The organism is Acinetobacter sp. I-MWF (assembly GCF_025433935.1).
Classification (GTDB): Bacteria; Pseudomonadota; Gammaproteobacteria; order Pseudomonadales; family Moraxellaceae; genus Acinetobacter; species Acinetobacter guillouiae.
In genome coordinates this window covers 420311-438963 of sequence record NZ_JAMBAR010000001.1, presented here as the reverse complement: position 1 = coordinate 438963, position 18653 = coordinate 420311, and the positions used below count along the sequence as shown (strand labels likewise).

Here is an 18653-nt window from a genome sequence, read left to right as displayed (position 1 = left end):
TATCAAAACTTATCAGAAGTCAAAATTTAACAATAAAAAACACAGCTTAAGCTGTGTTTTTTATGAGTAAGTATCTAAAACAAGTGCTTATGCAATCGCTGCAACGACAGCCTCGCCCATTTCAGCCGTACCAACTTTACGCATACCATCAGACATAATATCGCCAGTACGCAAGCCTTGGTCTAAAACTTGCCCTACAGCATCCTCAATGGCTTTTGCAGCCACTTCTTCACGGAAGGTGTAGCGTAGCATCATTGCCACAGAAAGAATGGTTGCAAGTGGATTAGCAACGTTTTGGCCAGCAATGTCAGGAGCAGAACCATGACAAGGTTCATACATACCTTTGCCATTCTCATCTAAAGAAGCAGATGGAAGCATACCAATAGAGCCAGTTAGCATTGCTGCTTCATCGGAAAGAATGTCACCAAACAAGTTCCCCGTCACAATCACATCAAACTGTTTTGGCGCACGAACCAATTGCATTGCTGCATTATCGACGTACATATGTGAAAGTTGAATATTTGGATATTGTTGTTCTTTAAGTGCAGTCACTGTCTGCTTCCAAAGCTCAGTCACTTCAAGCACGTTGGCTTTATCCACTGAACAAACTTTACCGCCGCGTAAGTTTGCCATTTCAAAAGCAACTTTTGCGATACGTTTAATTTCAGACTCTGAATAAACGTCGGTGTTATAACCTTGCTTCTCACCATTTTCGAGTTCACGAATACCGCGTGGTTGACCAAAGTAGATGCCACCCGTCAGTTCACGAACAATAAGGATATCTAACCCCGAAACTATCTCTGGTTTAAGACTAGATGCATCCGCCAATTGCGGATAAAGGATTGCAGGGCGTAAGTTAGCAAATAGATTTAATTCACTACGAATTTTCAATAAGCCACGTTCTGGACGAATTGAACGTTCAATATTATCCCATTTTGGACCGCCTACAGCACCCAGTAAGATTGCATCTGCTTTTTTCGCTTGTTCCGCTGTCACTGCTGGGTAAGGTTCGCCATGTGCATCAATTGCTGCACCCCCTAACAAACCTTGTTCCCATGTTAAACCTAAATTAAATTTATCATTGACACGTGTCAGTACTTTTTCAGCAGCAGCAACGATCTCAGGACCGATACCATCACCTGCCAAAATCAAAATTTGTTTAGACATTTGTAGTTCCATTTATTTTTCAGTATCTATACTGATGTGAGATTAAATCTTCTGTTCAACAAATTCGCTCACGCCAGTCACCGCATTATGCGGGCGACAAAAACGGCGAATTGTCCGTTTTTCTTGAATCATATCGACACATAGCGGTGTCGGTGAAGAAACATTCAGTAAACTTCCTGAACCCTGTGACCTTAAGCGATACATCTTAAATGTGTATTTTTGATTTGCTTTAAAATCATGAATAACATGGAAAACTTCAGCATGTTGTTTAGTGATTGGATAGAATCGAATCACCATCTCATATTGCTGAGGTGGAATCGTTAAATAAACACCATTTTGATCTAAAGGCTCACCCGTTAATTTGAGATAACCCTTTTGAATGGCGCTACGATTGGCACGTTGTGCACGTTCATCCATGATAATCACATCATTTAAGCGCGCAAATTCACAATGCTCTGCACCTGAACAATAGACAGAAACCGAATTTTGGCTGATATGTTTATTTTCAGCTTGCTTGATACGCATTAAATCAACCATTTGAGTGGATTGACACGCACTAAGCATAAAGCTTGTTAAACCGATTAAAACACTGCAACTCAAAAACTTAGTCATTGCTCAACCCCAACCCTCACTTCACTGAGTCAACATTCATTTTGTTATACTCGCATGTTAGCAAGAGTTGGGCATTCACGCTATGTGTAAAATGTTCGCTGAAAATTAACCTTGAATTTCAGCAAATACCCAAGGACGTGATTGTTTGGTTTTTTCTTCATAAGCACGAATTTCATCCGCAGCCTGTAAAGTCAAACCAATATCATCCAAGCCATTCAATAAACAGTGTTTACGAAATGGATCGACTTCAAATTTAAAAGCTTCACCACTTGGTGTACGGACTTCTTGAGCTTCTAAATCAATAGTTAATTGATAGCCTTCCTGAGCAGCACATTCTTTAAACAATTGATCCACAACAGATTCAGGCAAAATCACTGGCAACATGCCATTTTTAAAACTGTTATTGAAAAAGATGTCTGCGTAGCTTGGTGCAATCACAGTACGAAAACCATACTCTTCCAATGCCCAAGGCGCATGTTCACGACTCGAACCGCAACCAAAATTGGCACGAGAAATAAGCACAGATGCCGCTTGGTAACGTGGCTGATTCAAAATAAAATCAGGATTCTTCGGACGTTTAGAATTATCCTGCCCCGGATAACCTTCATCTAAATAACGTAATTCATCAAATAAGTTATCACCAAAACCGGTGCGTTTAATTGATTTTAAAAACTGTTTTGGAATGATTAAGTCGGTATCTACATTGGCACGGTCTAAGGGTGCAACAATACCCTGTTCAACGGTATAAGCTTTCATCTCTTTGCTCCTTAAGCCTGATTAGAATGAACGTACATCAACAAAGTGACCTGCAATTGCTGCCGCAGCTGCCATTGCTGGACTGACAAGGTGAGTACGTCCACCATTGCCCTGACGGCCTTCAAAGTTACGATTTGAAGTCGATGCACAATGTTCACCGGGTTGTAACTTATCAGCATTCATCGCCAAACACATTGAACAACCTGGCTCACGCCACTCAAAACCAGCTTCGATCAAGATTTTATCTAAACCTTCCGCTTCCGCTTGTTGTTTCACTAAACCAGAGCCTGGAACAACCATGGCCTGTTTAATACTAGACGCTACTTTTTTACCTTTTGCCACTTCTGCAGCAGCACGAATATCTTCAATACGTGAGTTGGTGCAAGAACCAATGAATACACGGTCTAATTGAATATCAGCCAATGCCTGACCTGCATTTAAACCCATATATTGATACGCACGGGTCCAGTCATTACGCTGTACATCATCTTTGGCCTGTTCCAAAGTTGGAACTGCTTGAGATACAGGAATCACCATCTCAGGAGAAGTCCCCCAAGACACTTGTGGTTCAATTTCTTCACCATTTAAAACCACGATCGTATCAAAATGTGCATTTTCATCAGAATGTAAAGTATTCCAATACGCGACTGCCGCATCCCACTGTTGACCTGTTGGTGCATAAGGACGATCTTTAACATATTCAATCGTTTTGTCATCGACAGCAACCATACCAACACGCGCACCGCCTTCGATTGCCATATTGCACACAGTCATACGCCCTTCAATCGACATATCACGGAATACCTGACCACCAAATTCAATCGCATGCCCAGTACCACCAGCCGTTCCGATTTTACCAATAATTGCCAAAACCACGTCTTTTGGGGTAACGCCTTGACCTAATGTTCCGTCAACACGCACCAACATGTTTTTCATTTTCTTCTGTACTAAGCATTGTGTTGCCAATACATGTTCAACTTCTGATGTTCCAATCCCGTGTGCCAAACAACCGAATGCACCATGTGTCGCTGTATGCGAGTCACCACATACCACCGTCATACCCGGTAAAGTTAAACCTTGTTCTGGTCCAACGACATGTGCAATACCTTGACGGACATCATTAATGTCAAACTGCACTACATTAAAGGTTTTACAGTTATCGTCTAAGGTCTGAACTTGGATACGAGAAGTATCATCTTCAATCCCAGCAATCCCTTCTGAACGCTCTTTGGTTGATGTAGGAACATTATGGTCAGGTGTTGCAACGTTAGCACTTAAACGCCAAGGTTTACGTCCAGCAAGTTGTAAGCCTTCGAATGCTTGTGGAGAAGTCACTTCATGCAATAAATGACGGTCGATATAAAGTAATGCTGAGCCATCATCACGTTGTGTTACAAGATGGTCATCCCACAATTTGTCATACAAAGTTTTTACTGATTCTGTTTTTGCTTTTTGGTTTTCGCCTGCCATGTCGAAATGCTCCACTGGACTGGGTAATTCTTTCATTCACTCAATTATAACCACGTTTTTACATAAATCTAATTTATCATTTTTATTAATTTAAAAACTTTTTGGAATTAATCCTATCCAAATAAATGCTCCTAAAATCACCTTTATAAAGTATTTAAATCAATGATATATTTTCAATGACTTTAAAAGCACTTGGCTTAATCATCAATAAAAAAATAGAGCTTAGACAAATAAATGTATGTCCTAAACCATAAATTAAGCAAATCCATGATTTAAAAAGAACTCAATACGTCCTATATCAACAATCACGATGCAATGTATAAAGAATAAAATATCGCTTTATCCAATCAACATTAATCAAAAAAACCTTTTTACATTACAATTGATAATGATTATTATTTAACTATTGAATTAATAAGTGGTGATTCTCATGGCGAGTATCCAAAATTTCCTACAAAGCAATCAACGTGTTTTCAAAAAAACCTTAAGCTATTACATCATGCATATCACAGTAGCAATGCTGGTTGCTTATGCAGTGACTGGTAATTTTTGGATGGCTGTGACATTAAGTTTACTTGAACCGACTGTACAAGCATTTGCATTCTTTTTCCATGAAAAGGCTTGGAATAAACGAGACCAAAAGGCAGCACAAAGCACTGAAATTAAAATCTAAATCATATGTATTTTCTGTGGTTGGAGCTGCTAATCACCACCGCCTCCTCCACAGCTGCTACAACTACTACAAGAGGAAGATGAATCAGAACTTGTACTATGTGAATGGCTCGAATCACTGGATGAACTTGATCCTGAACATGAGCTAGAAGAACATGACGATGTTGCAGAAGCCTGTGGAAAATCTGAAGTTGAACTCATCATTTGGCTATACATTGTCATCATAAACGGTAAGCTAAAAATTAAACCCCGCTCCCATCGAACATGGGCATCAACCTGAAAAATTCGAGCTAAGACCTGCGTGTTTTGTGGATTCAATCCATGTAAAGCACATGCCCCATGCCAAGTATTGAGCAATTGCTGTCTTTGAGCAGCTCGCTGTGATTCTGTTACTTGTAAATCATGCGGTTTATGAATCAGTTCATAGCCTAAAAAACGTTGGCTCATGGACTGATAAAAGTCATCAAATTCTTCAATCAATATATGCCATAGCGCATCCACTGAGTGTGAAGGCATTGCATAAGCTCCCCTACGCCACAAATGAATTGCTAAATAGTCTTTAAAACCTTCTTCAATCAATGGATAAGAAGATTGTCGAATGTTTGGGTGTCTTTGTTTAAAAGCAAGCCAAATACGATTTGGAAATTTAAAATTCTCCAACTCTTGCATTTTTCTTAGGCGATTTAACCGAAGCTTCAACCAAATTATGCTGAGAATAGCGATGATAATGCTGGGGAAATAGATATTGAAAAAATATACAAAGATTAAGCCTAGAGCAGAAAATATCAGTATCGTGGTAAAAAATCGAAGCCAAGTTTTAGAGAAGGTATTTCTAGTATGTTGTTGAAAATAGTGAATGGTGGTGTTTGTTGGTTGATTCAAATAGCTTTCCTTTTGTTGTTTTTATGCGCTGAATATAAATGAGCTTTGCTTAAATTGTACAGTAAAAAGTTGTATTAAAATTTTTCCAAAGCACGAATAGAACCAATCACTTTGCTAAAAATAAAAAAATTTGAAAATTACTTTGATTAATTCTTAAATTTTCTAAATAATGAATTACGCATAAAAATTCTTTATGGATGGAAATATTATGAATCTCGCTGCTTTTGAAGCCTTTGTCAAAGTTATGGAAACTGGTTCGATTTCTATGGCAGCAGAACATCTGTTTATTACTCAGCCAGCTGTCACCAAGCGCATACATAGCTTAGAAGAATATTTCGGCGTCAAACTTTTTGAGTCTGCAGGTCGTGGTGTTCAAGCCACACATGCAGCGCATTCATTATTACCTAAAGTAAAAAACTGGTTAAATGAATTGGGAGATATTCACCATACCCTGAGTCATGAGCAAGGTGAAGTTCGAGGAAAACTCAAGATTGGCACCAGTCACCATATTGGCCTACACCATTTACCACAGCATTTAAAAAAATATGTACAGCACTTTCCTGAAGTCAAACTAGATGTACATTTTGTGGACTCTGAACAAGCGCATGAACAAGTGCTTGCTGGGGATTTAGAACTGGCATTTTTAACCCTTCCGCCACAAGGTGATGAGCGTTTGCGTTATATCACGATTTGGAATGATCCTTTGGTATTTGTGGTTGCACCTTTTCATCCTTTGGCACAAAAAAAGAACCTTAAGCTTGAAGATCTGATCGAATACCCAAGCTTATTACCAGCAGCACAGACTTATACCAGTCAAATCACCTTGGCAGAATTTGAAAAGAAAGGTTTAAAGCCAAAAATTACCATGAGCAATAATCCGCTTGAATCTATTCTGATGTTGGTTTCCATTGGTTTAGGCTGGTCTGTTCTACCTAAAACCTTGTTAAATCAAGACTTACAACAACTTGATATTCGTTTTGAAATGAACCGCCAATTGGGTATGGTTTGGCATCCTGGACGTACCCAGTCTAGAGCTGTGCAGGAATTGATTGAGATGATGAAATAATCCCTACAATAAAAATCCCTTATCTTGTTACTCAAGATAAGGGATTTACATATTACACAGGGATAGTCGTACTTATCTTTCCCTTCATTCCCTTATAAAGTCTTCATTGCACAATTTTTTACTTTACTGAGTCTTCATGTAGAGACTCATTTAACTGATCAACCACTAATGCCCATTCACCATCAGATTTAATTTTTTCAGCAAGAAACTGACGTTGTCCCTCACTCCAATAAGATGCGTCTGTAATTAGAGTATCTGCATCCAACTGGTGATTTTCAATAAAACTTTGAATTGCTTCTTCGCTAGAATCCAAGCCGAGTTGTTCAAATAAATTGGTCATTCTTGGACGTGTCTGGCTCATTATATAATCTCCGTCAGTTTTAAAAGTGCTCAAATCAACATAGCATTTTTACACTATAAATGAAGTACAAAATCTTCATTTATAAAAATATTTACAAAACTTCTCATTCTTGACAAAACAATCAAGCCATAAAAAAGCAGTGATCAACACTGCTTTAAATCACAATAATCGGCCCAGCTCAAATCGACCAATCTTGGATATCCCAACCCTGTTCTTTTGCCAGATGCTCAAGACGATCATCAGGATTTACTGCAATCGCATGGTCAGCATATTCCAATAAAAAACGATCATTAATCGAATCTGAATAAGCCCATGATTCAGTGACAGTACGACCATCGAGCCATTGATCCAAACGTGCCAATTTACCTTTTTGGTAACATGGAATATTGGTCACTTTCCCTGTGTACTTGCCATCTTTTATTTCAGCATTGGTCGCAATAATTTCGCTGATACCAAATTCACGGAAAATAGGTGCTGTAATAAAATCTGAAGTTGCCGTAATACCAACCAACGCATGGCCTAAATCTTTATGTTTTTGAATCGCGGCAAAACCAGCTGGACGCATTTGTGGACGAATCACTTTTTGCATAAACAACTGATGTAATTCAGTTAAATAATCATTATCGTGTTGAGTAAGAAACTCAAACACAAATTCATTATAAGCAATTGGATCAAGCTTGCCTGCTTTATAGTCTTCATAAAACTGATCATTCATCGCACGATGTCGGACTGGATCGACCAAGCCTTCATTGACTAAGAACTCTCCCCAAGAATGGTCAGAATCTGTATTTAATAAGGTGTGATCTAAGTCAAACAGCGCCAATTCCATGAAAATACTCGTTTAAACTGAAATTTAAGAAAAAAATTGTAAATCTATCACCGCTAGTCGATAGAAATTCGTTAAGATCATAGCAATTTTAAAACATTATTACTTTGACTTTATCGAGTTGGACAAAAGAGTGTATGTCCCCATATATAAAGTCAAATGAAATTAACAAATTTTAGGTAGCCAAATGATCGACTCAGAAGGTTTCCGACCCAACGTCGGGATCATTTTGGCAAACGATATTGGACAAGTTTTATGGGCAAAACGCATTGGACACAATGCTTGGCAATTTCCTCAAGGAGGTATCCAGTTTGGAGAGACTCCTGAGCAAGCTCTATTTAGAGAACTACGAGAAGAAGTTGGGCTCCTACCCGAACATGTCCAAATTATTGCCCAGACAGATGACTGGTTGCATTATCGTTTGCCGCTTCGATACATTCGCTCGGATTCCGATCCGATTTGTATTGGACAAAAGCAAAAATGGTTTTTACTGAAACTCACAGCTTCAACGAAACATATTCAGTTGAATCTCTCTGACCCGCCGGAGTTTGATCAATGGCAATGGGTTAGTTACTGGTATCCGCTTGGACAAGTGGTGAATTTTAAACGAGATGTTTATCGTAAAGCGATGATGGAGTTATGTATGCGAATGCCGCAATATACAGCTGAAATTTCTTCAAAATATGAATGATTTTTCAAGGTAGTACTGTTATAAATAATACTGATGAAGTCGCTTTAAAACATAGCTTAAATTAGGAGCATACATCCATGTCGAACATGCAACTGGACACATTAAGACGTATTGTACAAGAGATCAATGCGTCAGTCAGTTTGCATGATTCTTTGGAAATCATGGTCAATCAAGTTTCCGAAGCCATGCATGTTGATGTTTGCTCTATTTACCTTTTAGATGAACGTAACCAACGTTATGTACTCATGGCAACTAAAGGCTTAAACCAAGAATCTGTGGGGACAGTTTCCTTACAACTTGGCGAGGGTTTAGTTGGTTTAGTGGGGCAACGTGAAGAGATTGTCAACCTAGACAATGCGTTTAAACATGAACGGTTTGCCTACTTCCCCGAGACAGGGGAAGAGATCTATAACTCGTTCCTTGGTGTTCCAGTCATGTATCGCCGCAAAGTGATGGGCGTGATGGTGGTTCAGAACACCGAACCTCAAGATTTTAGCGAGGCAGCAGAATCATTTCTGGTGACCTTATGTGCGCAACTCTCTGGGGTAATTGCTCATGCACATGCAGTGGGCAATATTGATGTTTTCCGTAAACCCAGCAATTCATCTAACTACAAGACCTTCCAAGGTTCATCTGGTGCAGGCGGTATTGCACTTGGCCGTGCCATCATCCTTTACCCTCCGGCAGATTTAGCTTCAGTTCCAGACCGTGATGCGGATGATATTAGTGAAGAACTTAAGCTTTTAGATCAAGCCATTGCTTCTGTACGCAATGAAATTCAATCGCTTGATGACAAAATGCAAGATTCGCTCATGGCGGAGGAGCGTGCTTTATTTAGCGTGTTCTTACGTATGTTGGATGAAAATGCCCTACCTGCTGAAATTAAAGAAATTATTCGAGATGGAAGCTGGGCGCAAGGTGCAGTTAAAAATGTGATTGAACGCCATGTTGCACTTTTTGCACAAATGGAAGATGACTATTTACGTGAACGTGTATCTGATTTAAAAGACTTGGGACGCCGGATCCTCGCAGCATTACAAGAAGGCGATACCAGCCATAAAGAGATCACCTCTGAAAGTATTTTAATTGGAGATGAGATCAGTACAGCTGCTTTGGTTGAGCTTCCTGTAGATAAAATCGCCGCGATTGTAACCTCTGAAGGGGCTGCCAACTCCCACATGGTAATTGTCGCCCGTGCACTCGGTATTCCAACTGTGGTGGGTGTTACTGAGCTGCCGGTAAATACCCTTGATGACGTTGAAATGATTGTCGATGCTTATCAAGGTCGGGTTTTTGTCAATCCACCACGTCGTTTACGTACACGTTATAAAGAGATCCAAAAAGAAGAAGAACAAATTGCCAAAGATTTAAAGCAATATGAAACCAAAGATGCCATTACACCTGATGGCGTTGCTGTAAAGCTGTATGTAAATACTGGTCTGATGATTGATGTGGTACGTGGGGTTCAACGTGGTGCAAAAGGTGTAGGGCTTTATCGTTCTGAAATTCCATTTATGCTGCGTGAACGCTTCCCAGGCGAAGAAGAACAACGTGCGATTTATCGTCAACAGCTTAGTCACTTTGCCAACAAACCTGTGGTGATGCGTACACTTGATATTGGTGCGGATAAAGACCTGCCATATTTCCAAATTGAAGAAGAAAACTCAGCGTTGGGGTGGCGTGGCATTCGTTTTACTCTCGATCACCCTGAAATCTTTTCCTCACAAATCCGAGCAATGTTAAAAGCCAGTATCGGCTTAAACAATCTACATATTTTATTGCCAATGGTCACCAGTGTCAGTGAAGTAGAAGAAGCACTTTACTTACTGGAACGTGACTGGATTGCGGTTCAAGAAGAAGAGCAAGTTAACTTCGCCAAACCGAAAATCGGGATTATGGTTGAAGTACCGAGTGTACTTTTACAAATTGGTGAATTTGCTGAATTGGTCGATTTCTTCTCAGTCGGTTCAAATGACTTGATTCAATATTTATTGGCAGTTGATCGTAATAATCCACGTGTATCCAGTGTTTATTCACATTTCCACCCTTCTGTACTTCGTGCTTTAACGCGTTTGGTTCAAGAATGTCATAAGTATGAAAAACCGATCAGTATTTGTGGAGAAATGGCAGGCGACCCACTCTCAGCTATCTTACTTATGGCAATGGGATTCAATACCTTGTCGATGAGTTCAAGTAATATTCTGCGAGTGCGTAAAGCGATTTGTCATGTATCAATGACAGATGCACAAAAGCTATTAGAAGAAGTGATTGCGATGAATAACCCACTCATGGTCAAGAGCTGGATGGAGTATTACTTTAAGCATCATGGTCTGGCTGATATGGTGAAATCGAATCGTCTAGTCAATATTTAATTGTTTATTTTTATTAGATTTTTATAATTATTCAAGCAAAAATTGCAGTCCACAAAAAAGGCCGATAATCATCAGAATATCGACCTTTTTTGTGTTTATCGTAACCACGTTTTGCATTCTTTTTACGATCTACAAACACTTGGCTTTTGTTGACTTCATGCATGTGTTTAGCCACAAAGTTGTGAATCACAACCTCTGGCATTGCTTTTTTCTTTGCCATTTTCTTTACCTATTTTGCTGTATACCACTTGATCAGTGGGAATCTGATATTACGCTTTTTTGTGTAGAATACAAGTATTTGTATTGATCAAGTTTGTGACAATTTCCTAGTGCACTCTTTTTACCTATTACATCAAGGCAAATTTACAGATTTATCTCAAATTGATTTTAATCATCAGAAGGTCATCTTTAATTTAATTAAAATTTTACAAATCAGATTGAAAACTTCATGTAATTCATGAGTATTGTTATCTATAGTATTTAAAGAAATTTGAATATAAATATACTCAATAAAATATAGGGTAATGAATTAGAACTGGAGGATCATGTGTTCAATCAAAAGAAATTATCGAGTTTTCTACTATTGTTGGTTATCCCTACACTTGGTTTAATCGCATGTAGTAAACCTGAAAAAGCGGAAGTCATAACAACTGAATCAAGTGCGAGTTCTGTACCATCTGAAACTGTGAAAACTGAATCTACAGAGAACACTTTTGATCTCTCCAAGATTCCAATTTCAAATATTACACTCGGTCAGTTTCCATATATTTCTTTGCCAAATGGCTATCAGTTTCACGAAGCAACAAGCGTAAATTTTGAGAAAATACCATTTTGGACAGGTCAACATATCGAAAATGTTGAAGGTCAATTATATAGTGCAGCCATTCAACAAAATGAAAATTATAAAGAAGGAAGTTTTTTAGAATTGCAACGTAATTTGGAAAATGTAATCCAGCAATTGGGTGGCAAACAAATTACCCAGAGTAAAATTCCTCAACAAGAATTAGAAAAGATCCCACAAAAATTCCAAGTCGATTATGTTGCAGGATTGGGAGATGTTTTTAATAACCCGACACAGACCTTTGTGATACGCCAAGCGAATAAAAATATTTGGTTTCAATTGACACAGACAGGGAATGGACATGCTGGCCTACTCGTCGCAGAAACTAAACCTGTTGAAATTACTGCAAAAGCATTAAGTTCAAACCAACTCAAAGCAGCTTTGGATAAGGACAATAAAGTCAATATTGAGGTTAACTTTGCCACGGATCAAGCGAATATTTTGCCTGACTCTCAACCCCAAATTGAACAAGTCATTCAACTGCTAAAAAACAATCCTGAACTCAAATTGAGTATTAATGGTCATACAGATAATTCAGGTGATACCAAACATAATCAAACGCTTTCAGAACAACGTGCAAATGCTGTTGTTAAGGCTTTAACCAATAATACTGGAATTCAACAAAGCCGTTTAACAGCCAAAGGCTTGGGAGATACACACCCTATTGCGGATAATTCAACTGAAGACGGTAAAGCTTTAAATCGTAGAGTTGAGCTGATTAAATCTAATTAATTCTGTGAAATGCTGAGTTCAATGAACAAAGAAAACTCATTATAAATAAATGAGTTTTCTTTTAAAAATAGCTCACTCACTACATACACGATGTACTCAGTAAAACTCTATCTAGCAATCGTTTTACATCCACAGCTTGCACATCTAACATTCCAGCCACTCGTCCATAAAACACACTATAAGGTGTTTTAATAAAAGCATTCGCTTGTAATCTACTGTTGATTCTTCCGCTCACAAACAAATTTTTATCAAAAGATAAAAACTGCGATAACAACAACTTATTTACAGAAATAAAAGCTTAATTACAACAACTTTCAATAAAAAAACAAAAATATTAAATATTTTCAACAATATAAATTTGCCGAAGTCAAAAAATGCATATATATTGTATATACATTTTTTTGATTATCACCTTTGGGGATAAATACGTCATGGCTGAATTACCCAAAAAGACAAAGGTGAATAAAAAAGATGGGCAACTCTTAATTCGCATTAACAGTGCTGAGCGTGACCAGTTTTTACAACTCTGTGAAACGATGGATACCAGTGCAGCACGTGAGTTAAGAAAATTTATCCGTAGTTTTATCAAAAAACATCAGCCAACGGATACTCAAACTAAGGAGTAACATGATGTCTAAGCAAGTTAAATCTTTAAAACAGAAAATCAAAGCACGTTTGGAAAAAATCTCCAAACACGAAGGTAAATTGAAAAAGCTCAAAAAAAAGCTTAAAAAACAAAAGTAATTTCGATTACACATCCCAAGCTTGAACTTTGATAAAAGTGGCTTAAAAAAAGCGGCATTATTTACATAATGCCGCTTTTTGCGTTTTCGAAGGGGTTAAGCTAAAGCTCTATCTAACAAACGTTTTACATCCACAGTTTGTGCATCTAACATCCCGACCACGCGTCCATAAAACGCACTATAACGTGTTGCAATAAAAGCATCCGCAACAAAATCTGGTGCATGTTGTTTCAGTAAGATAGCTTGTGCCAAGATGACCAAACGACTGACTAAGCTACGTGCCATAAATTGCAATTCATCTGCTTGTAAGCCACTAAATAATTTAAATAAAGCTTGTAATTCATCTTGTAAAATTGAATCTTGAGCTGCAACTTGTGCAAATGATTTAAATAAGACTTCAATTGATTCACGGTCACGTTGGATTGCACGTAATACATCCAAACACATCACATTACCAGAACCTTCCCAAATAGTATTTACAGGGGCTTCTTTAAAAATACGAGCCATGATTCCTGTATCGACATATCCATTGCCACCGAAGACTTCCATCATCTCACCCGTCAACTCTACAGCACGCTTACACACCCAGAACTTTGCTGCTGGTGTCATGATTCGTCTCCATGCCAGAGATAATTCATCATCACTCTCATAGCAATGCGCAAGATGAAAACTCAATTGCATGGCTGCTTCTGTTTCCAAGGCTAAATCCGCCAATACCGCTTGCATCAACGGTTGTTCCGCCAAATGTTTACCAAAGGCCTTACGCTGACGGGTATAGGCAATACATTGCACCAAAGCCTGGCGTAACATCGCACTTGAACCGACTGAACAGGTCAAACGTGTATAGTTTGCCATTTCAATAATCGTGGGAATCCCGCGCCCAGCTTCACCTATCATAATGCCCCAAGCATTTTTAAATTCAACTTCTGAGCTTGAATTACTGCGATTACCTACTTTATTTTTGAGTCGTTGTACTTGAACCGGATTTTTTGTCCCATCTTCTAGCCAACGTGGTACAAAAAAGCAGGCCAATCCATCTTGTTCAGTTTTTGCCACGACTAAATGTGCATCACACATTGGTGCGGAAAAGAACCATTTATGTCCTGTCAGTAAATATGCTTGCCCACGTCCTGACTCAGCTACAGGAACAGCCCGTGTTTCATTGGCGCGCACATCTGACCCGCCCTGCTTTTCCGTCATCCCCATACCTAACCAAATTGATTTTTTCTGAGAAATCGGAATGTCACGTTCATCGTATTCCGTCGATAAGAGCTTTTCACCGACTTTTGCCCACAATTCTGGTTCATTTTGAATTAAGGGAATACTACCTAACGTCATAGAATTAGGGCATAGATTGCCACACTCAACTTGTCCACTCAGGAAAAATCGAGCCGCCCAATCGACCCATTTTGAACTTGATTGTGGATGATTAAATGGATGTGCGTGTGTGTCAAATTGTCGATTTAGCCGCATCCATTTATGCCATGCAGGATGAAATTCTAGAAAATCTTTACGGCGACCACGAGCATCAAAACTATGTAACTCAGGAGTATGTCGATTGGCCAAATCGGCATATTCATAATATTCAGTAGAACCCGCAATCTGTGAAAATTCAGTTAGGCGTTGCTGATCCTGACTGCCATAACGTTGCAAAATTTCTTGTAAGACTTGATCTGTAGTCAATAAATTATAATTTTGCAGTTCGTCAAACTGATTGCTGATTTCATGTGTTTGCCAATTCTCTGCTGTGTTCATCCTGAATTCCTGTCTTGTTGTTTTAACCAATTGCATTCAGTATAGAAGAAAATACCTTCAAGGATGTTCGGATTATTTTTATGGCTTTACCTGCAATCAATGTGCGTCGTAAACCCCGCCAATCAAGGGCACGTATCACGCAAGAAGCGTTGATGGAAAGTTTTGTTCGGCTTTTACATGAACATCCTGCCAATAAAATTACCATTCGTGAAATTACCGATCTTGCTGGTGTGGGTTTAGGGACGTTCTATGAGTATTTTTCTAAAAAGGAAGATTTGATTGCTTTAACTATTCACCAACATGTAAAAAGCAATGCAGAAGTCTTAAAAAGTTATGCACAAAGCGTGTATGACTTATCCACAAAATCAGATTTTCAAAGCTATTTACAGCAAATCATTCATTTTCAACTTGAGCAAATTCAAGCACAACAATTTTTATGGGCCCAGTCTTTCTTATTAGAACGACAGGTTTCCAGTATTGAAACATATCAAAAAAGTTATGCCATGATGGTAGAAATGTGGCAAAACATGCTGAAACCTTTTATTCAGGATGATGAACAACTTAAACAGGTGAGTCTAAATGTACAACGAATTTGCTATGGTTTTGTCTCGCAGACATTGTTGATCGAACCTGAGTTTAAGGATTGGAAAGTTTTGGAGGCGGATATGGTTCAACTGCTCATCAAGCTAGTTTAATTTTACATAACGCCTAGTATGTTGGTTTTTAAATAATATCTTGCCTATGAAAGAACGCTTTCTTTAAAAATGTAATAAAATAGCTAAGCCTCATCTAAACTTCTTAAAAAAATGAAAGAGCCAGAACAAATCAATAGAGAATCATCAAAACTTAGTCGTTCATCTTACTATTGCGCAATACTCAATATTTTCATTATTGCGGCAAGCATTTTTTATTCTATTTATATAGCAAGCCAGTCTTGTAAATTTACTAATATTTGTGAAAGACCGCTATATGAACTTTTGTTTGTAAGTGCTGCTTTTCTCTGTACCTGTATTAGTTTAATCGGGCTTTCTCTCGCATACCTTAGTTCAAATACTGAGGAAAATGCAGATCTACATTACCGTAATTTAGGAATGGCATGGAATCGTAATATTTTATTTTTATCAATGCTTTATATTGCATTTATTGTGATAATGTTACTTACATAGATCTTATTGGTTGGGCTATTTTTCAGTGGAAATTATTTAAATAAACCAGTTGGATAAACTGTTATTTTGCATATATAAAACCCACTTAAGCAAGATTAAGGCATGGGTTTTGGAATATAATTTAGTGAAGATCTTATTTGGCTTTTAACTTTATAATTTCTTTTTTTAACTTAAAACTATCACCATTATTCACAGGTAAGGCTTTTGTTAATGTTACTTGATATAAATCACGAGAAACTTTGATTATCTCTATAGATTGCACAGAAAAATCAGTTGGGCATATCGCGCGTGAACCACTGGAGGCGCATAAATTTAAAGGATTTTTATCAAATACTCTTTTGCCATTTATAGAAATAGACATAAGAGGATAATCTAGTAAGCCTAACATTCCCTGAGTATTGGCATTATAGAAGCCACTTTCAACAACTAATTTTATAGCCCCACATTGGTGTATAGATTTTTTGCTTCCTAATCGTGTAATGTTTCCCTCGGAATCTTCTTTACTAATCAATAATGAATCCACATCAATATTATATTCTTTAAAATCTTTTAAAAATGATCCTTGTTGTTCAGCAGAAAAATAGAAATTTGATTTTTTATCATTGCAATAATAATAGATTCTTCCATCACTAATGTATTGTAATTCTTTTGCATAAACATGAAGTGCCGTAAGATAGCATGTTATACATAGAAAAATTAATTTAATTTTACGCATATAAATTTCCGCAAAAAGTAGGTCTGAATTATTTCTTTTTTGGTGCATCATTGAGCATGATGTAGCCATTCTGTGCATTTACAAACATTCTAGCGTCCATATTTCTACGATTTTGAACTCCTCGAGACCACATCCTGTTTGATGTATTGAAATGGTTTCTTAAATATTTAGGTACTTCACTATATTTTCCACTATTTAGTAAATCAACTAATGCAACCTTATTTGTACCAGCAGGCTGTTTATTACCATTTTCATCGTATAAAGTTGATGCTGTGCCAGACAATGCACCTTTTCCTCCATTAAAACAAAGGTCAATAATCGCATCCATTTCATATTGATGCAGAGGAACATTGACTATCTGGTTGAGAGTGTTGCCACCATTTAGGCCAACATCTTCATCTTTCAGTTTAAGCATCTGTTCTATTGATAGTGGTTGTGGGTATTCACCACCAGCTTTAAATCGACCACTTTTTATTTCTGAGTCTTTAATTTTATGCCCAATTCCAATTGTATTATTCCCACCTTCAGGAGAGGGATATTCTCTTGGTATAGCCCCTTCAGCTTTAATCATAGCTTGTCGTAATGTGTCTGATATCTTCCAAGGCTTTTTTAATCTATTTGTTTTTCCTTCAGTTATTGCATTCGATGTTAAGTTGCTCTTGGCCGTTGCAATTAATACGTTACCGTGATCATTTGAATTGTTTAAATTATTGCCAATATAGACCTTAATAACTTTTTCACCATTAGTTTGTATGGGATCTGTGCATCCCTTATCATCAGTCGTCCCTATTTTAGATATACCATCAACTTCATATGTGTAAGGCATTTTAGTTAGAGGTTTATTTTGACCATCTTTAAGAAGAAAGATCATGTTATAACTACCAGCTACTAAGTTATTAGTTAAATTTTGTTGAGAGTTAGTAGGCTGAAAATTAGAGGCAAGGGAACGTAAACTAGAACCCTGACTATCCCCCACAACATGATCCTGCTTTGGTAAAATTTTTGCCCCACAAGTGAGTTGATCACCAACATAAGCAACCGCTTTACCGTCAAAAATAATATGATCGTGACTTTTAATAATTTTCGACCAACACTTACATTTAGGACAAAAATGCCCATCACCTGCAACTAAAAACAAGCTCCCCATTTGAGAAGCGTTCATTTGAGTTGCCCTAATAATTCCACCATGATCAGTCATAGAGTGATCTATCGCAAAACCTTTAGCCATGATTTCCCCCTTTAAAAATTAATCACGATTCAAAAAGTCTTCAGGAATTGCTCTATCCGCATATAAACGGAATACAAAACTTGATTGTAGACTTTCGATAATTTCATCACCATTTTCCAAACGGCTTCCAACAAGCGCTACCTCAAAACCTTCGATTTTCCCTTCCTCACCAGCACCTGAAATGATTTTAGAGTTTGAACCATCTTGATAAATGGCTTCATCCCCTACTGCGGCAATAAGGTGGCCTTCTGCTTTCACTCGTTGATTAATGCTTGCTTTAACTAACCCACCATTTTTAGTTTTGGAGCCATGTGTTGCTGCTAAAAAATTCTTATGAGGTTGTTTATTTATAAATTCTTGTTCAGCCAATATACGCTGTTGAATTTCCTCAGTAGACAAATTCAATATTTCATCTTGAGAAAGTTGAGATAAAAAAAGCTTATGATTCATGGTTATACTCCATACTTATCTTGTTGTTTGTTTTATAAAAAAGAAAATAGTTGAACCATATTTCGAATGATAAAATTGAGAATATTTGGCAAATAAATTCTTGTTTTAGTAAAAAGCCTCTAACCTTGCAACTTAGAGAGGGAGGCAT

At 37.7% G+C, this 18653-nt stretch carries 19 protein-coding genes and 1 pseudogene; 7 read left to right on the top strand and 13 right to left on the bottom strand.

Going from position 1 to position 18653, the window contains the following annotated elements; genetic code table 11:
- Positions 1–87: 87 nt before the first annotated feature.
- The 4 genes from leuB to leuC all read right to left on the bottom strand — a co-directional run bounded on the left by leuB (position 88) and on the right by leuC (position 4005).
- Entirely contained in the window at positions 88–1167 is a 1080-nt protein-coding gene (leuB, locus tag M2R48_RS02110; protein ID WP_004718091.1) for a 3-isopropylmalate dehydrogenase, read from the bottom strand.
- A 42-nt stretch (positions 1168–1209) separates the two neighbouring features.
- Positions 1210–1779: a hypothetical protein gene (locus M2R48_RS02105; RefSeq protein ID WP_262084951.1), complete on the bottom strand. Its 570-nt coding sequence runs from the start codon at positions 1777–1779 to the stop codon at positions 1210–1212.
- A gap of 105 nt (positions 1780–1884) precedes the next feature.
- Positions 1885–2535 (bottom strand): 3-isopropylmalate dehydratase small subunit, encoded by a 651-nt coding sequence (gene leuD / locus M2R48_RS02100; RefSeq protein WP_004718096.1) that lies wholly within the window; start codon positions 2533–2535, stop codon positions 1885–1887.
- A gap of 21 nt (positions 2536–2556) precedes the next feature.
- Entirely contained in the window at positions 2557–4005 is a 1449-nt protein-coding gene (gene leuC / locus M2R48_RS02095; RefSeq protein WP_004718099.1) for a 3-isopropylmalate dehydratase large subunit, read from the bottom strand.
- A 424-nt stretch (positions 4006–4429) separates the two neighbouring features.
- Here leuC and M2R48_RS02090 point away from each other — a divergent pair, with 424 nt between their 5' ends.
- Positions 4430–4678 carry a DUF2061 domain-containing protein gene (locus M2R48_RS02090; protein ID WP_171066891.1) on the top strand — a complete coding sequence of 83 codons (249 nt, stop codon included), beginning with the start codon at positions 4430–4432 and terminating at the stop codon, positions 4676–4678.
- A 29-nt stretch (positions 4679–4707) separates the two neighbouring features.
- Here M2R48_RS02090 and M2R48_RS02085 read toward each other — a convergent pair whose 3' ends face one another.
- Entirely contained in the window at positions 4708–5559 is an 852-nt protein-coding gene (locus M2R48_RS02085; RefSeq protein WP_262084950.1) for a hypothetical protein, read from the bottom strand.
- 208 nt (positions 5560–5767) lie between these two features.
- Here M2R48_RS02085 and M2R48_RS02080 point away from each other — a divergent pair, with 208 nt between their 5' ends.
- Entirely contained in the window at positions 5768–6625 is an 858-nt protein-coding gene (locus tag M2R48_RS02080) for a LysR family transcriptional regulator (RefSeq protein ID WP_262084949.1), read from the top strand.
- A 118-nt stretch (positions 6626–6743) separates the two neighbouring features.
- Here the strand turns inward: M2R48_RS02080 and M2R48_RS02075 are convergent, their stop codons facing one another.
- Together M2R48_RS02075 and M2R48_RS02070 are read right to left on the bottom strand one after the other, a co-directional pair.
- The gene (locus M2R48_RS02075; RefSeq protein ID WP_004718105.1) at positions 6744–6986 is read right to left on the bottom strand and encodes a DUF2789 domain-containing protein; all 243 of its coding nucleotides are present in this window, start codon (positions 6984–6986) and stop codon (positions 6744–6746) included.
- 178 nt (positions 6987–7164) lie between these two features.
- Positions 7165–7815, bottom strand: coding sequence for an HAD family hydrolase (locus tag M2R48_RS02070; protein ID WP_096732890.1), 651 nt, complete (start codon positions 7813–7815; stop codon positions 7165–7167).
- Positions 7816–7999: 184 nt separating this feature from the next.
- Between M2R48_RS02070 and M2R48_RS02065 the strand changes: the two genes are divergently transcribed.
- Both M2R48_RS02065 and ptsP read left to right on the top strand, forming a co-directional pair.
- Positions 8000–8503: an RNA pyrophosphohydrolase gene (locus M2R48_RS02065; protein ID WP_004718109.1), complete on the top strand. Its 504-nt coding sequence runs from the start codon at positions 8000–8002 to the stop codon at positions 8501–8503.
- Between the two features lie 77 nt (positions 8504–8580).
- Positions 8581–10875 carry a phosphoenolpyruvate--protein phosphotransferase gene (ptsP, locus tag M2R48_RS02060; RefSeq protein ID WP_004718112.1) on the top strand — a complete coding sequence of 765 codons (2295 nt, stop codon included), beginning with the start codon at positions 8581–8583 and terminating at the stop codon, positions 10873–10875.
- Positions 10876–10906: 31 nt separating this feature from the next.
- Here ptsP and M2R48_RS02055 read toward each other — a convergent pair whose 3' ends face one another.
- Positions 10907–11095 (bottom strand): hypothetical protein, encoded by a 189-nt coding sequence (locus M2R48_RS02055; protein ID WP_004718115.1) that lies wholly within the window; start codon positions 11093–11095, stop codon positions 10907–10909.
- A gap of 327 nt (positions 11096–11422) precedes the next feature.
- On the opposite strand from M2R48_RS02055, the gene M2R48_RS02050 reads away from it, so the two are divergent.
- A complete protein-coding gene (locus tag M2R48_RS02050; RefSeq protein WP_262084947.1) occupies positions 11423–12448 on the top strand; it encodes an OmpA family protein in 1026 nt (341 codons plus the stop codon).
- Positions 12449–12879: 431 nt separating this feature from the next.
- Positions 12880–13074, top strand: coding sequence for a hypothetical protein (locus M2R48_RS02045; protein ID WP_004718119.1), 195 nt, complete (start codon positions 12880–12882; stop codon positions 13072–13074).
- A gap of 213 nt (positions 13075–13287) precedes the next feature.
- Here M2R48_RS02045 and M2R48_RS02040 read toward each other — a convergent pair whose 3' ends face one another.
- The gene (locus tag M2R48_RS02040; protein ID WP_262084946.1) at positions 13288–14946 is read right to left on the bottom strand and encodes an acyl-CoA dehydrogenase family protein; all 1659 of its coding nucleotides are present in this window, start codon (positions 14944–14946) and stop codon (positions 13288–13290) included.
- An 80-nt stretch (positions 14947–15026) separates the two neighbouring features.
- On the opposite strand from M2R48_RS02040, the gene M2R48_RS02035 reads away from it, so the two are divergent.
- Positions 15027–15641 (top strand): TetR/AcrR family transcriptional regulator, encoded by a 615-nt coding sequence (locus M2R48_RS02035; protein ID WP_262084944.1) that lies wholly within the window; start codon positions 15027–15029, stop codon positions 15639–15641.
- A 604-nt stretch (positions 15642–16245) separates the two neighbouring features.
- Here the strand turns inward: M2R48_RS02035 and M2R48_RS02030 are convergent.
- The 4 genes and pseudogenes from M2R48_RS02030 to M2R48_RS02020 form a co-directional block, all read right to left on the bottom strand.
- Complete coding sequence (locus M2R48_RS02030) at positions 16246–16827, bottom strand: hypothetical protein (protein WP_262084943.1); 582 nt, start codon at positions 16825–16827, stop codon at positions 16246–16248.
- A 28-nt stretch (positions 16828–16855) separates the two neighbouring features.
- Positions 16856–17653, bottom strand: coding sequence for a lysozyme (locus M2R48_RS21590; RefSeq protein ID WP_410004173.1), 798 nt, complete (start codon positions 17651–17653; stop codon positions 16856–16858).
- Positions 17654–17731: 78 nt separating this feature from the next.
- A pseudogene (locus M2R48_RS02025) lies at positions 17732–18055 on the bottom strand (PAAR domain-containing protein); the annotation flags it as partial.
- A gap of 18 nt (positions 18056–18073) precedes the next feature.
- Positions 18074–18505 carry a PAAR domain-containing protein gene (locus M2R48_RS02020; protein WP_262084942.1) on the bottom strand — a complete coding sequence of 144 codons (432 nt, stop codon included), beginning with the start codon at positions 18503–18505 and terminating at the stop codon, positions 18074–18076.
- Between the last annotated feature and the right edge of the window lie 148 nt (positions 18506–18653).